Here is a 14,657-nt window from a genome sequence, read left to right as displayed (position 1 = left end):
CATGACGCGGTGTTGGGCCTGGTTGTGCCTGTGTCTACTCCCTGGGTTGGTGACAGCCCAGGATGAGCCTCTGCGTCTGGCCTGGAAAGCCGCCCCGGACAGCGAGCTGGTGAGCTTGAGCAAGACTCAGGTGCTGGCTCGCGAGCCGTTGCCGCAGGATCTGCAAGCGCCCCTGGGCAGTGTCTGGAAACTCTTTGTCTACGCCTGGCTGGTGGATACCGGTGCGCAAGAACCGGCCTATGCCTGTCAGGGCAAATCCAGGGACGAGGTCTATTGCTGCACGGCAGGCGGCAGCATTGCCCGGGATCAGGCCCTGATTCGCTCCTGTGGTCTGTACTTCGAACCTCAGCGCTTGCAACTGTCCAGCGCCGACTGGCGCGCCTATTGGCAAGAGCGCAATGCTCCGAACTGGCTGCAGGACCTGGACCAGTTGCAACCCCAGACCCGGGTTCCGGTGGCGCAGCTGTTGCAGGTGCTGGCGCTGCTGCCGGCACGGGATACGGCGCGGCGTGTGCTGCTGGACGTGGTGCTCAATGCCGGTGACGGTGCTGTGGTGGGGGATGTGGGTGGGCGCCTGCGGGTCAAGACCTGGAGCTGGCTGGCGGATCAGGACCCGCAGTCGCGCCAGGGCGGTTTTGCCGGTTGGCTGGTGGATGGCACGCCGCTATGGGTGGGCGGGCGCGGCACCAGCCAGCGGGTGTTGAAGGACTACGCCCAGGCCCTGAATCAGGTGCTGCCGGACAATCCGCCTGTGGATAAAGGCCGCTGCGTGGAAGTCAGTCTGTTTTCCCGCTACCCGCTCAAAAGCGTCAGCCAGAAGGGTCAGCTAGCCAGGCCGGGTGCTCTGCAAGGGGATTACCGGGTGGAGTTTGCCAACGGCAACCGGCTGGATATTCACAGCGCCGGCGAATTGTTCCTGCAGCAAGACCCGGCGGCCCAGCGACTGGTAGCGCGCCTGGACCGTGAAGAATATGTGGCCCGTGTGCTGCAACGCGAAGCCAGCAGTGAACCGGTGGAGGCCGCCAAGGCCCTGGCCGTGGCGATCCGCACCTACCTGTTGCAGAACGCTGGGCGCAGCGGCGAATGCCTGAGTATCGATGACAGCAGTAATCGCCAGCGGGTCGCGCCGCGCCCGGCGACAGCCGAGGCCCGGGCCATTGCCGCCTGGACCAGCGATCTGGTGCTGGCCGGCACGCAAGTCACCTACCACTCGGACCTGATTGCGCCGGACAAGCTGTCCTGGCAGCAGGCCGTGGAGCAGGCGCGCTCCGGCCAGCGCTACGACGCCATCCTGTTGCATGCCTATCCCCGCGCCAGCCTCAGTCGCTGGGACAACCCGGTAGCATCCTGCGAGCCCTTGCCAGCGGCCCAGGAGTGGCTGTTGAACCAGCGTCGGCGCTGGCGCCAGCCGCTGGAGCAAGAGATTGGCTACAACGAAATCAGCCAGTTCGCCGTGTGCCGCCTGAGTTTCGGCCGGCCCTACGTTGACCGCGAACGGCAACGCATCTACGTCCGTGGCGTGCTCTCGCTGCAAGACCGCCTCGACTTGACTCACGAATACCTGCACCTGGCCTTTGAAGCTCATCCCAACGGCCAGGATGAAACCTACATCGAAGGGCTCGCCCGTCATCTTTTATTGGAATAGGCCATGAAACTTCCTGCTCCCCCGGTCCTCCTGTTCCTTTGCGGAATGTTCAGCCTGCCCATGGCCCTGGCTGACAGCGGCATCCAGCTCGACACCCCCAAAGGCGGCTGGCGTACCCGCGCCGTCGATGGCGAGCAATACATTCAGGAGGTCAACTACCCGGCCTCTTCGGTGAACACGCGCCAGGGCCAGGCCAATACCGCGCGTATCAGCGGGCAGATCAAAGGCGCGCCCAAGGCGAACAAGGAGCCCGGCAAGCTGATCGTCAACGGCGTCAGCATGCCGCTCAAGTTCGATGAACAAGGCGGTTTCGATCGGCCGTATTCCTTCCCCAATGGCAGCAACAGCGTCGAAGTGCGCAGCCCGGACGGCCAGCAGCGCAAGCGCGTGCAGTTCCTCAATACCGGCGGTGGCGTGACTCCGCCCAAGTTGCGGGTGCTGCTGTCCTGGGACAGCGACAACACCGACCTTGATCTGCATCTGGTGACCCCCGACGGCGCGCACATCTGGTACGGCGACCGCGTGGCTCCCAACGGCGCCGCCCTGGATGTGGACGTGACCACCGGCTACGGTCCGGAGATCTTCTCCATGCCGGCGCCGCTCAAGGGCCAGTACCTGGTTTATGTGAACTACTACGGTGGCGGTTATCGCAGTGATGACGATGAAGACGGCGGCCAGGAAAACGCCGTGCAGCCGCTGACCACGGCCCAGGTCACGGTGATCACCGAGGAAGGCACGCCGGATGAGAAGAGGGAGTCCTTCATCGTGCCGATGCGGGCCCCCGGGGAGCTGACCCTGGTACGTAGTTTCAGCTATCCATGATCGAGCTCAATCTATCCGCTTGCCCGGGCATTCGTTCATTGCGCTGAGACAATACGATTGCCCGGCGTTTGCCTTGCAATGAATCACCATTCATTGGCAGGGAAATGCAGAGCATGGGTAGGTTTCAATCGTGGTTGAAGTGCTGTGTAGTGGCCGGAAGCTGTGCCTCCGGCCTGGTGTTGGCCGCCGGTGCCGACGGGTTGCAGCGGGTTAAGGTTGACTTGGTGGCACCGCCCCAGGTGCATGCCCATGAGCAGGCCGTCAACGGGCCGCCGAAGGTCGTGCAGTTCCGCATGAATGTGGAAGAGAAAAAGATGCAGGTGGATGACCAGGGCACCACCTTGCAGGCCATGACCTTCAACGGCTCCATGCCTGGCCCGACTCTGGTGGTGCATGAGGGCGACTACGTCGAGTTGACCTTGAGCAATCCGGCCAGCAACAGCATGCCCCACAACATCGACTTCCATGCAGCCACCGGCGCCTTGGGCGGCGCGGCCCTGACCCAGGTACTGCCGGGGCAGGAAGTGGTGCTGCGCTTCAAGGCTGACCGCAGCGGCACCTTTGTCTACCACTGTGCGCCGCCGGGCATGGTGCCCTGGCACGTGGTCTCGGGCATGAGCGGGACCCTGATGGTGCTGCCTCGAGAGGGTTTGAAAGACCCCGCCGGCAACCCCCTGCGCTATGACCGTGCCTACACCATCGGCGAGTTCGACCTGTATATCCCCAAGGACAAGGACGGGCATTACAAGAGCTACCCGGACCTGGCCTCCAGCTATCAGGACACCCGTGAAGTGATGCGTACGCTGACGCCGAGCCATGTGGTGTTCAACGGTCGGGTTGGCGCTCTGACCGGGGCCAACGCGCTGACTGCCAAGGTTGGCGAAAGTGTGCTGTTCATCCATTCCCAGGCCAACCGCGACAGCCGTCCGCACCTGATCGGCGGTCATGGCGATTGGGTCTGGACCACCGGCAAGTTCGCCAACGCTGCGCAACGCAACCTGGAGACCTGGTTCATTCCTGGCGGTTCGGCGCTGGCGGCGCTCTACACCTTCAAGCAGCCGGGCACCTACGTGTACCTCAATCACAACCTGATCGAGGCCATGGAGCTGGGGGCCCTGGCTCAGGTCAAGGTCGAGGGCCAGTGGGATGACGACCTGATGACCCAGGTAAAGGCCCCCGGGCCCATTACTCCGGCCAAGTGATAACGGCCGGGGCTCAGGCCCCGGCGCCATTGCCTGGCATCAGAGGTTCAGGGCGAACTTCAGGTAGCCCGGATACACCTGGCGCCAGTCGTCCTGGAAGGTATGGCCTTCGGCATGTTCATGGCTCTGGACCTGGTTGCCGGGTTCCAGGGCCTGTTGCGTGGTGGTGGTGAGCTTCTGGTTGCTCTCGTGTTCCTTGGCGCCATGAACGATGACGATGCGCTTGTCCCGGGCCTTGGTTTCGCCGAACGGAATCCGGTAGCCGCCGGGGGACAGCAGCAACGCACCGCTGTATTGCTGCGGGTACTCGGCGATCAGGTGCGAGGCGTGCTCGGCACCCTGGGAGAAGCCCATCAGGGCAATGCGCGAGCGATCGATGCGAGTCTGTTTTTCCAGCTTCTTCAGGGCGGCGTTGACCGCCTCCTGGGTGGTGTCCACCGAATGCTGCTGCCACATGAACTGATGCTCGTCGCGCTTGAGGGTGCCGTTGATGCCCACCAGCACGGCCTGCTCGCCCACAAGGTCGGTGCGCATATCGACGCCGTCGCTGCCCTCGGTGCCGAATCCCGATAGCCAGACCACCACCGGCCAGCCGTCGGCCGGGGCCTTGCCCTGGGGAATACTGAAGGCCGCAAGGCCGGCATCCTTGGCCTTGGCCGGGTAGTTCTTTTCCGCGGCTTGCAGCAGCTTCTTGTAGGCCGGGGTCTGCTGCAGGGATTGCAGTTCGTTGTCCTCCTTGAGGATCACCAACTGCCAGAAGCCACGCTCGCGGGCCTGATCGAGGAACTCGGCGGCGCGCTTGTTCTTGTCCATGGCGGCCAGGCTACCGGCGGCCTGGTAAGAGGCGTAGGCATTCTTCGGGTCGAGACGGGCGGCGGTCAGGTAGTAGGCGAGAGCACCAGCGTAGTTGTCATGCTGGCTCTTTTCGTTGTCCCCAGCCTCGATGAAATCTGCTGGCGTGGCCTCGTCCAGGTACAGGTTGGCCATACCGGCCAGGCCTTGCCAGCGCCCTTTGGCGACGTCCTGTTGCGCATCGGCATGGACCCAGGAACTGCTGAGGCTCAGAGCGCTGAACAAAGAGAGGGATAACAGGGACAGGCGTACTGCAGCCGGCAACGACATGACTGAACGTCCTTTTTCAGTGAAGAAAGTCCCGGGCTGCTGCCCGAAACGGCGCCGCAGCTTAGCATGGCGGGGCATTTGATCTGGCTGCCGTTGCACTTGCTGTGAGGAAGATCGTTCTGCCGAACGCTAGTCTTGTGGAGATGGATTGGTCTGATCGTTTCTATTCGAATTGTGGCGTCGGTTTTTACAAGCTCTTTGCAAGTGACATGGCGCTTTTAATGCATGTTTTTTATTTTCCGGTTGTAATTCGGTTGCCATGTTAAGACGTTATCCCCTTGGGAGGAGGACCTATCCTTGTTTGAGTACGGATCTGTCTTGTGGTGCGTTTTATGGATGGATGCTAGATTTCTTTATTCGCTTGGCCTTCGGTTGGCCGGGAGAATAATAGGTACGGCATTTGGCTTGGTTTCTGGATGTCGCATTTTTATAGGTTGATTTGTTGATGGATTGAATTGGTCGTTAAGTAGTGTGTATTAATAATGGTTAACTATCTTTTGCGAGTAGGGTGTTTTATTTCAGCTCAGAGGGGAATCGTACATTGGGTCTTATCAAACTGGCGGAGTTCTATCTGATTCGAAGTTTTTCGTGGTAGTTGGCTTGTGATGTGCCTCGTGGTTTGCAGGGGTGCGAGCTTCTCTTTCGATATCGTTGGCTGGGCTGACTGGGATTTACCGAGCAAGAGCGGGTTCACTGAGTCTGATCAGCTACGAATGGGGTTTAACCTTGCTGTGTTGCTGTTCTTCATATGTTTGGGGCCATGGGGGCTGCGTTTCGGGAGGGGGAAGATGTTTTGTTGTGCGATCGTAAGAGGGGGTGATAAGGTTGCGAGGGCACTCGATTTTGATAGATGTTGAAAATTGGGTTGCAGTCTGCAAGGTTAAGACTTTTATTTGATGTTTTTGTATATGGCTTTCGTGCTTTTTTGAGAAGTACTGTCTAAGGTTGTATTGGTTTTTGCAGTTTCAAGAATGGCGTCTTTGAATTTTACTTGAGGTTTTTGAATTGGATGGATGTGTAGAGAAGCTGGTAGCTCCTACATCCGATACGGAGGTAGTCAAGAAGCTTCAGCACGTGGCTATTTTGATGGCTACCTATAATGGCGCTTGTTTCTTAGGTGAGCAACTGAATTCTATTGCGCGACAACAGTATGGGCAATGGACTTTATTTGTTTCTGATGATGGTTCGCAAGATGATACTCTGGCTATAGTGAGCGAAGCACAGAATAGTTGGGGAGGGGGGCGCGTTAAATGGGTGCATGGTCCGGGGCGAGGGTTCGTTGCGAACTTCTTGTCGCTGGCGTGTAATTCTGAAATTAATGCAAATTTCTATGCCTGGTCTGATCAAGATGACATATGGTGTGTCGATAAGCTTGAGGTCGCAATAGCTTGGTTGAATACAATACCTGAACATATACCAGCGCTTTATTGTGGCCGGACTGAGTTGATCTGTGAATCTGGCTCGTATGCTGGAAACTCCCCCCTCTTCTCCCGTGCACCACACTTCGCTAATGCCTTGGTACAAAATATTGGCGGTGGAAACACCATGGTTTTTAACCAGGCTGCAAGGGCGCTACTCAAGGAGGCGGGCGGTGATGTAGATGTCCCTTCGCATGATTGGTGGGCCTATCAATTAATTTCCGGCGCAGGTGGAGTTGTTTACTATGATCCTTGCCCAAAGGTTCTGTATCGCCAGCATGGAGGTAATTTGGTCGGAACTAACACAGGTTGGGCCGCCCGATGGAGTCGTATGCGCATGGTCTTCCGTGGGCGATTTGCTGAATGGAATCAGCGTACAATTATTGCGCTTGAGTCGATGCACCACAGGCTGAGTCCAGAGCATAAAATTACGTTAGAGCGTTTTAAAGGTGCTCGAAATCAGACGTTGCTTTTTCGGGCGATAAACATATTGCGTGCTGGTATATATAGGCAGACCTTGCTTGGGAATCTTGGGCTGGTTGTTGCAGTTGTCCTGAAAAAGATCTGAGTATCTGGGTTTTTAGTGGTCGATTATACTGTTTTCGATGTGTTATGTAGTCGGTCAGCTTTACGTTGAATGGGGGGTCGATTTCAATGATTCGTCCATTAGGAAGTTGGTGATCAAAATACATATTATTGGGACTTTTTTATGAAAATTGCCGTTGTAGGTACTGGCTATGTTGGTCTTGCCAATGCCATTCTTCTGGCACAGCATAACGAAGTCGTTGCGCTCGACATCGTTCCGGAAAAAGTGGCGATGCTTCGCCGTAAGGAATCCCCAATTGAAGATAGCGAAATTGAAGACTATCTAAAAAATAGGTCTCTCAATTTTTGCGCTACTCTTGACAAGAATGAGGCTTATTTAGGAGCTGATTTTGTCATTATTGCAACACCTACCGATTATGATCCGGAAACCAATCACTTCAATACCGAGTCAATTGAAGCGGTGGTGCGTGAGGTTATAGCAATTCAGCCTGATGCTGTGATGGTAATAAAATCCACGGTGCCAGTAGGTTATACATCAAGGATTAAGGCGGAGATCGGTACAGAAAATCTTATTTTTTCTCCTGAGTTCCTTAGGGAGGGGAGAGCTCTTCACGATAGTCTCTATCCCTCGCGTATCGTTATTGGTGAGCGCTCAGCGCGGGCAGATGTCTTCGCCAATCTGCTGAAGCAGGGGGCATTAAAGCAAGACGTTTCCATTCTGTTTACTGACTCTACCGAAGCAGAGGCCATCAAGCTTTTCGCTAATACGTATTTGGCAATGCGTGTCGCTTTTTTTAATGAACTGGATACCTATGGAGCCACACATGGGCTCGATTCGCGTCAAGTAATTGATGGTGTCTGTCTAGATCCACGCATTGGAACGCACTACAACAATCCCAGTTTTGGATACGGAGGATACTGCCTGCCTAAGGATACTAAGCAGCTTCTCGCTAATTATCGTGATGTGCCACAGAATCTAATCCATGCCATTGTTGAGTCGAATACGACGAGAAAGGACTTCATTGCGGACAGTATCGTTCGTCAAGCACCCAAGGTAGTGGGAATCTATCGACTCATCATGAAGGCAGGATCAGATAATTTTCGAGCATCCAGTATTCAAGGCATCATGAAGCGCATCAAGGCCAAAGGTATTCAGGTGATTGTGTACGAGCCAACCTTTAAGGGGGATGAGTTCTATAACTCACGCGTGGTGACGGATTTAGCTGCTTTTAAGCGGGAATCGGACATCATTATCGCCAATCGTCGCACTGAAGCTTTGGTCGACGTTGATGCTAAAGTTTTCAGTCGGGATCTGTTTGGGGATGATTTATGACGGTTCTGGTGACCGGTGCGGCGGGATTTATAGGGATGAGTGTGTGTCAGCGACTGCTCGCTCGCGGTGAAGATGTCTTGGGCGTCGATAACCTCAACAATTATTACGACGTGTCTTTGAAGGAGGCTCGGCTGGCTCAGCTCAGGTCTCATGCACGCTTTCGTTTTGCTCGCATTGATATTGCTGATCGAGTTGCAGTGGCAGATTTGTTTGAGGAAGAACGCTTTGAGCGCGTTGTACACCTTGCTGCTCAAGCAGGTGTTCGATATTCGCTGACGAACCCCCATGCGTATGCGGACAGTAACCTGATTGGATTTGTGAATATCCTTGAGGGCTGTCGTAGTTCAAAGATTAAACACCTAGTTTACGCTTCGAGTTCCAGTGTTTATGGCAGCCTTACTAAGGCACCGTTCTCTGAAAATGATAATGTCGATCAGCCGGTCAGTCTTTATGCAGCAACTAAAAAAGCCAACGAGTTGATGGCGCACGCCTATAGTCATCTCTATGACTTCCCTGCAACAGGCCTTCGTTTTTTCACGGTTTATGGCCCTTGGGGAAGGCCGGACATGGCTTATTTTAGCTTTACTAAAGCTATTCTCGAGGGGCGCCCGATTGATGTGTTCAATCACGGTCGACTGCAGCGTGACTTTACGTATATTGACGATATTGTTGAAGGTGTTATTCGTATTTTAGATAAGCCTGTTGCACGAGGGGATAAACCCCCGCATTGTATATTCAATATTGGTAATCATGAGCCAATAGAACTTTTGCAATTTATTGAAACCCTGGAAAAGGCGCTGGGGCGTGAAGCAATAAAAAACTTTATTCCTATGCAGCCGGGTGATGTTCACTCCACTCATGCTGACACGACGAAACTTAAAGAGTGGGTGGGTTTTACACCAAGTACGCCATTGCAAGAGGGTATCGAAAAGTTTGTGGCTTGGTATCGCTCCAGGTACGAACCTACCATTTTGAATAAGCGAGTCGGTTAATATGTGTGGAATAGCGGGCATATTTTCTACTAGAGCATCGACGTCGACGAATGTTGCGGTCACGATTGGCAAGATGGTACGGGCCATAGAGCATCGTGGGCCGGATGATCAAGGTACTTGGGTAGGTTCAGGTGTTGCGTTGGGGCATGCGCGACTGTCAATCATCGACCTAAGCGCTGCAGGACATCAACCCATGTCCAGTGAAGATGGTTGTATTCAAATAGCCTTCAATGGAGAGGTTTACAATTTCTTAGAGTTGCGCTCTGAGCTCGAAGAATTGGGTTACAGATTTAAAAGTAACACTGATACTGAAGTTGTATTGAATGGGTATCATTGCTGGGGTGAAAAAATATTCCAACGATTGCGAGGAATGTTTGCCATTGCATTGTGGGACCAGCGCAGTGAAAGTTTGATCATTGCTCGAGATCGAGTTGGGAAGAAGCCTTTATATTATGCCTGGCACAATGATGTGTTTTTATTTGGATCAGAAATTAAAGCCATTCTTGCTTGGCCTGGATTCAAACGAGAGCCCAATTATGAGGCTATTCATCACTATTTGACATTGCAATACATCCCGGCGCCGTGGTCAGCTTTTAAAGGTGTGAAGAAACTCCCGCAAGCCTGTTATATGATCATTAGCCGCGATGGAAAGGCTGATATCCAAAAATATTGGGCCCTCCCTGAGCCGTCACAAACACGCAGTCGTCCGCTGATAGAGTTGAAGGAAGAGCTTATCAGTTTGCTTGACGAAACTGTACGAATACGAATGATTTCCGATGTTCCGCTCGGCGCATTTCTTTCGGGAGGCGTCGATTCATCAGCCATAGTAGCCATGATGGCGCGACACTCCAGTGGGCGGGTCAAAACGTTTTGCATTGGTTTTGATGAAGCTAACTACGATGAGCGTGCATATGCGCGTATGGTCGCAGAGCGTTACGATACGGATCATCATGAGTTGGTTATCCGTCCCAACGCTACAGCAATTCTACCGCTACTTGCATGGCATTATAACGAGCCATTTGCTGACCCATCAGCTATCCCGACTTATTATGTTGCACAGATTGCACGGCAACATGTCACTGTTGCGCTAAATGGTGATGGGGGAGACGAAAGTTTTCTGGGATACAGTCGCTATTCACAATGTTTGCAGACCGAGTGGATTGGCAGTTTGCCACGGTCATTGCGGCAATTGGCCTCACGTATAGTTCAATCTATTCCGCCACATGTAGATCGTTATCGGGCCTTACGGGTGGCGCGTCGATGGTTATCTTACGTCAGTGAAAAAGACTCTCGCCGTTATGCTCCATCCATGGCGTATTTTTACGAGCATGACAAGATCGCCAGTTATGACGATCAGCTTCGACCATTTCTCGGGGGGTCGACGCTCGATTTGCTCGAGCCGTATTTTCAGCAATCCAAGTCTTATGTCGGCGGCGCAGCTTGGGCTGATATTCACACTTATCTACCGGACGACCTTCTGGTAAAGGTCGATGTTGCCAGCATGGCGCATGGTCTAGAGGCTAGGTCACCGTTGTTAGATCATAAACTCATGGAGTGGGCTGCGCGTATCCCTCCTGCACAAAAGATGAAAGGGGGGGTGACTAAATCCATTCTTAAGTCAGCATTGGAACCCTTTCTACCTAACGAGATACTCTATCGTCCCAAAATGGGTTTTGGCGTACCGATTGATGAGTGGCTTAAAGGCGAACTGAAGGAGTTCGCTTATGACACATTACTGAGTACGCGAGCCCGCCAGAGAGGTCTGATCTCAACAGCGTATGTCGAAACTATGCTAAATGAGCACTGTACTGGCAAGCGTCTGCATCACACTCGTCTATGGGCACTACTAATGTTAGAACTTTGGTTTCAGATGTGGATTGACCCTGCCATAGTTCCGTTATCGCCGCCCACTACACCAACATTAATGTGAACGCAAATATATCAATATGACAACTTCTGTCTGGCGCCACATTCTGCGCGGAATTAAATCATCAATTATTGCTCCGCCTGTCGGTACAGGAGGGACTGTTTCAGCCGAGTATTGCTACTCAGTCTATCTGCGCCACATGGTAATTGCAGATCAGCATGGTCTAGCAACGAGCCCTAAGACCATTGTTGAGCTTGGCCCAGGCGACTCCCTCGGGATTGGTCTTATGGGCATGCTCACGGGAGCGGAACAATATTACGCCCTTGATGCAGTTCGTCATGCAAAAAGAGAGGAAAATATTCGAGTTTTTGATGAGCTAGTGAAGCTGCTTAAAAGTCGATCGCCGATTCCATCGGGTGGTGAGTTTGCAGAAGTGTTACCGACTCTGGACGACTATAGTTTCCCAAATAAAATACTCAACGAATTCAAACTTGCACAAACACTTGCTCCCGAGCGTTTGAGCAGACTCCGCCTGGCCCTGGAAAGCGAGCTAACCGAAGGACCTATTCGCTACCTGGCACCAATGGGGCGAACAAATGAACTTCGGGATAACAGTGTGGATATGATCATCTCGCAAGCTGTAATGGAGCATGTTGATCAACTCCAAGATACTTATTCCGAATGCTTTCGTTGCTTGAAACACAGTGGGTTCATGTCGCACCAGATAGACCTCCGTTGTCACGATACTGCACCTGAATGGAATGGCCATTGGAAGTATTCCGATCTTACGTGGCGTTTGATGCGTGGCGGTCGGCCTTGGTTCATTAACCGGCAACCGTGCTCGGCTCACCTTGGTCTGCTTAAGCAGACAGGATTTAGCCTGCGTGCAGAAATAAAACAACCCGGAAATTTTGGTATTGCCCGTGAGCAGTTAGCAAGTCGTTTTCGGCTTATTTCCGAGAGTGACTTTCAAACAGCCGGCATTTTTGTCTTGGCGAGTAAGCCTGCATGAATAAGAAAGTAGTAGAGGCTCTTGAGTATATTAAGGAGCTTGAGCCGAACGGTGCAATATTTGCGATACCATTTACTATCGAGAGTAAAGATGTACTTGCGTTGTGCGATCATCCACTGTGTAAAGGGGTGGTCCTACGCACACCTTTGCCGGAAATAACAGCAGGCGTTACTAGCGAAAAGTTGGGTTTTTTTGAAAATAACAGTTGGCAGTTACCTACTGTGCGGGCGCCAGTTATTTTTATCGGTTCTCAGCTTATGCTGACTCGGCAGATGGCAATGCAAATTGTTAAGAGTCACAGAGTAAGCATTATATGCAAAAATAGTGGTGTGTATCATAGGCTATCTATTTGCCGATTTTTTATATGGCGCGCTGGAGAAAAACTTATTCTGAGTATTAATAAGAGCTCAGAAAATAATATATTGAGAAAGATTGTAGCCGTCGCGAAAAAAATTCCCGGGCTTCGAACGGTTTGGCGAAGAACGTTCAAACGTGAAGACTTACTGTTGACAAAGTCGGGTAATGAGCAATCGAATAATAGTGGCCTTACTTCAGATGTGCTTTATCAGGAGTTGCTACAGCGCGCTGTTGAGTCCGTTTCTCGTATGGATTACACCGCCATTCCACGGCGGGTAATTCTCGTTAATGCCGGGCTGGCTGCTGGAGGAGCCGAGCGTCAGATTGTAAATACGCTAATTGGTCTAAAGGCTTCAGGGCAATGTGAATCGATTGCGTTGCTCGCCGAATATATTGAATATGCACCAAACCTTGATTTCTTCTTGCATGAGTTACAAATAGCGAAAATTGAAGTGAGTCAGGTACGACATGCCATATCATTAAGTGACGATGGCCTCTCCTCAGTAACCCCAGAGGTGGCCGAGCTACTAGCAGATATTGCACCTGCATTGATCGAAGAAATACTGAATCTCGTCGAAGAGTTTCGCTCTAGACGACCAGAAGTTGTCCATGCTTGGCAAGACTCGAGCAGTATCAAGGCAGGTATTGCCGCAGTCATTGCTGGTGTACCGCGTATTATTTTGGCCAGTCGAAATATAACGCCAGTAAATTTTAGTTACTATCAAGATTACATGCATCCAGCATATCGGGCTCTGGCCTCACTGGAGTGTGTAACGTTTCTAAATAATAGTGAGGCCGGTGCAGTCGACTATACGAAATGGCTTGAGCTTCCTAAAGATCGATTTGTAGTTGTTCGTAACGGCGTGGATCTTGGTTACTTAAAGAAATCGGAAGCAGAAGCAGTTCAGGAGTATCGACAATCTCTTGGTATTCCTGAAAGTGCTCTAGTAGTGGGTTCTATTTTTCGGTTTTGGGCGGAAAAGCGACCGATGCTCTGGTTGCAAGCGGCAGCGTTACTAGCAGGACGTTATCCCGATGTGCATTTCTTAGTTATCGGAGAAGGTCCGATGCGTCAAGAAATGGAGTCATATATCAATAGCAATGGATTACGTGGCCGTGTACACCTTCCGGGAGCTCGTCCGGAGGTCTCGACCCCGCTGTCCGCCATGAACTTTTTTGTCTTGGCATCGGAGTTCGAAGGAACCCCTAATGTAGTTCTTGAGGCTCAGTGGTTGGGACTTCCGATTGTTTCAACTGATGCAGGTGGCGCTCGTGAATCATTTGAACATGGTGTGACTGGATTATTAGCTACTAACGCAACAGCAGAAGATATTGCAGCATTGGTCGCAAAGTATCTAACAAGCCCGATTATGCGAGCCGACTCAAAAAAACAAGGACCGATCTTTGTTGAGCGAAAGTTTGGTGTCGCGCGGATGATTGAAGAAACTATCAAGCTCTATGGCTTTCTACCAAGCGAGCTGGTATTGAACTCGGTGACAGGGTCACCTACAGAAAAAAGGTGATTACTTGAGTAGGTACAGCATTACTTCAGCTATTAAAGGCCTCTATACAAACCGTAGCTTGCTTCACTCACTCGTTACTCGCGATGTCGCATCGCGATATCGCGGTACGATGCTTGGTTTTCTGTGGGCTGTGGTTTATCCACTGATGATGCTTGCTGTCTACACCTTTGTTTTTGGTGGAGTATTTAATGCACGATGGGCAAGCGGTGGGGGCATGAAGGATTTTGTGCTGATGTTGTACTGCGGCTTAATCATACATGCTGTGTTTTCCGAGACCCTAACGCGGTCGCCTTCAGCAATTGTCGCCAATCCTAGTTATGTTAAGAAGGTGGTTTTCCCTCTTGAATTATTACCTGTCTGCCATCTAGCATCGGCGGCATTCAATGCGTTGATTGGTATTGGATTGCTAGGCGTGTTCTTGCTTATCGAGCATAAAACGATTTCGCTAACGGCTTTATATGTGCCGTTGGTGTTTCTTCCTTTGTTGTTACTCACGGCGGGTCTCGCCTGGTTTCTCGCCGCGATAGGTGTCTTTTTTCGTGATGTTGGGCAAATGATTGGAGTGATGATGTCGGTACTTTTATTTCTAAGTCCGGTGTTTTATGCATCCTCTGCCGCACCACCGTTGGCACAAAAAATAATCTATCTTAATCCACTGACTTTTCCGATCGAGCAATTTCGAGCAGTGTTGATTTTGGGAGAGCAACCAGACTGGATTTCTTGGGTGGCGTATTCTTCTGTTTCTGTTTTAGTGGCTATAGCCGGTCTTTGGGTGTTTCAGAAAGTTCGCCCTGTATTTGCGGATGTAATTTGATATG

General features: G+C 52.1%; 11 protein-coding genes. 10 read left to right on the top strand and 1 reads right to left on the bottom strand.

The window, feature by feature from the left end:
- Position 1 precedes the first annotated feature (1 nt).
- The 3 genes from P7C00_RS28685 to nirK all read left to right on the top strand — a co-directional run bounded on the left by P7C00_RS28685 (position 2) and on the right by nirK (position 3,669).
- On the top strand, positions 2 to 1,645 hold the full coding sequence (locus tag P7C00_RS28685) for a DUF2300 domain-containing protein (RefSeq protein ID WP_402893339.1): 1,644 nt from the start codon (positions 2 to 4) through the stop codon (positions 1,643 to 1,645).
- 3 nt (positions 1,646 to 1,648) lie between these two features.
- Positions 1,649 to 2,467, top strand: a complete 819-nt coding sequence (locus P7C00_RS28680; RefSeq protein ID WP_404937756.1) for a YfaP family protein — start codon at positions 1,649 to 1,651, stop codon at positions 2,465 to 2,467.
- A 113-nt stretch (positions 2,468 to 2,580) separates the two neighbouring features.
- Positions 2,581 to 3,669, top strand: coding sequence for a copper-containing nitrite reductase (gene nirK, locus P7C00_RS28675; RefSeq protein WP_346635632.1), 1,089 nt, complete (start codon positions 2,581 to 2,583; stop codon positions 3,667 to 3,669).
- A gap of 39 nt (positions 3,670 to 3,708) precedes the next feature.
- On the opposite strand, the gene P7C00_RS28670 is transcribed toward nirK, so the two are convergent.
- Positions 3,709 to 4,791 (bottom strand): dienelactone hydrolase family protein, encoded by a 1,083-nt coding sequence (locus P7C00_RS28670; protein ID WP_404937755.1) that lies wholly within the window; start codon positions 4,789 to 4,791, stop codon positions 3,709 to 3,711.
- Between the two features lie 1,074 nt (positions 4,792 to 5,865).
- Here P7C00_RS28670 and P7C00_RS28665 point away from each other — a divergent pair.
- From P7C00_RS28665 to P7C00_RS28635, 7 genes are all read left to right on the top strand, one after another.
- Positions 5,866 to 6,777 carry a glycosyltransferase family 2 protein gene (locus tag P7C00_RS28665; protein WP_346635634.1) on the top strand — a complete coding sequence of 304 codons (912 nt, stop codon included), beginning with the start codon at positions 5,866 to 5,868 and terminating at the stop codon, positions 6,775 to 6,777.
- 141 nt (positions 6,778 to 6,918) lie between these two features.
- The gene (locus P7C00_RS28660; protein WP_346635635.1) at positions 6,919 to 8,088 is read left to right on the top strand and encodes a nucleotide sugar dehydrogenase; all 1,170 of its coding nucleotides are present in this window, start codon (positions 6,919 to 6,921) and stop codon (positions 8,086 to 8,088) included.
- A complete protein-coding gene (locus P7C00_RS28655) occupies positions 8,085 to 9,080 on the top strand; it encodes an NAD-dependent epimerase (protein ID WP_346635636.1) in 996 nt (331 codons plus the stop codon). Before P7C00_RS28660 ends, P7C00_RS28655 begins: the two co-directional genes overlap by 4 nt.
- 1 nt (position 9,081) lies before the next feature.
- Positions 9,082 to 11,010 carry an asparagine synthase (glutamine-hydrolyzing) gene (asnB, locus tag P7C00_RS28650; RefSeq protein ID WP_346635637.1) on the top strand — a complete coding sequence of 643 codons (1,929 nt, stop codon included), beginning with the start codon at positions 9,082 to 9,084 and terminating at the stop codon, positions 11,008 to 11,010.
- A 16-nt stretch (positions 11,011 to 11,026) separates the two neighbouring features.
- A complete protein-coding gene (locus P7C00_RS28645) occupies positions 11,027 to 11,959 on the top strand; it encodes a methyltransferase domain-containing protein (protein ID WP_346635638.1) in 933 nt (310 codons plus the stop codon).
- Positions 11,956 to 13,839 carry a glycosyltransferase gene (locus tag P7C00_RS28640; protein ID WP_404937754.1) on the top strand — a complete coding sequence of 628 codons (1,884 nt, stop codon included), beginning with the start codon at positions 11,956 to 11,958 and terminating at the stop codon, positions 13,837 to 13,839. Before P7C00_RS28645 ends, P7C00_RS28640 begins: the two co-directional genes overlap by 4 nt.
- A 4-nt stretch (positions 13,840 to 13,843) precedes the next feature.
- The gene (locus P7C00_RS28635) at positions 13,844 to 14,653 is read left to right on the top strand and encodes an ABC transporter permease (protein ID WP_346635640.1); all 810 of its coding nucleotides are present in this window, start codon (positions 13,844 to 13,846) and stop codon (positions 14,651 to 14,653) included.
- The last annotated feature ends 4 nt before the right edge of the window (positions 14,654 to 14,657 follow it).

Origin of the sequence: Pseudomonas sp. JDS08PS003 (genome assembly GCF_045013505.1) — a bacterium.
Lineage (GTDB): Bacteria > Pseudomonadota > Gammaproteobacteria > Pseudomonadales > Pseudomonadaceae > Aquipseudomonas > Aquipseudomonas protegens_B.
The sequence above is the reverse complement of the archived record's forward strand: the minus strand, read 5'-3'. Positions and strand labels throughout refer to the sequence as shown.

Excerpts from the sequence above, each read along its gene's own strand:
- P7C00_RS28660 (WP_346635635.1), top strand. The coding sequence starts at position 6,919 with ATGAAAATTGCCGTTGTAGGTACTGGCTATGTTGGTCTTGCCAATGCC.
- P7C00_RS28685 (WP_402893339.1), top strand. The coding sequence starts at position 2 with ATGACGCGGTGTTGGGCCTGGTTGTGCCTGTGTCTACTCCCTGGGTTG.
- P7C00_RS28670 (WP_404937755.1), bottom strand. The coding sequence starts at position 4,791 with ATGTCGTTGCCGGCTGCAGTACGCCTGTCCCTGTTATCCCTCTCTTTG.
- asnB (WP_346635637.1), top strand. The coding sequence starts at position 9,082 with ATGTGTGGAATAGCGGGCATATTTTCTACTAGAGCATCGACGTCGACG.
- nirK (WP_346635632.1), top strand. The coding sequence starts at position 2,581 with ATGGGTAGGTTTCAATCGTGGTTGAAGTGCTGTGTAGTGGCCGGAAGC.
- P7C00_RS28640 (WP_404937754.1), top strand. The coding sequence starts at position 11,956 with ATGAATAAGAAAGTAGTAGAGGCTCTTGAGTATATTAAGGAGCTTGAG.
- P7C00_RS28680 (WP_404937756.1), top strand. The coding sequence starts at position 1,649 with ATGAAACTTCCTGCTCCCCCGGTCCTCCTGTTCCTTTGCGGAATGTTC.
- P7C00_RS28645 (WP_346635638.1), top strand. The coding sequence starts at position 11,027 with ATGACAACTTCTGTCTGGCGCCACATTCTGCGCGGAATTAAATCATCA.
- P7C00_RS28655 (WP_346635636.1), top strand. The coding sequence starts at position 8,085 with ATGACGGTTCTGGTGACCGGTGCGGCGGGATTTATAGGGATGAGTGTG.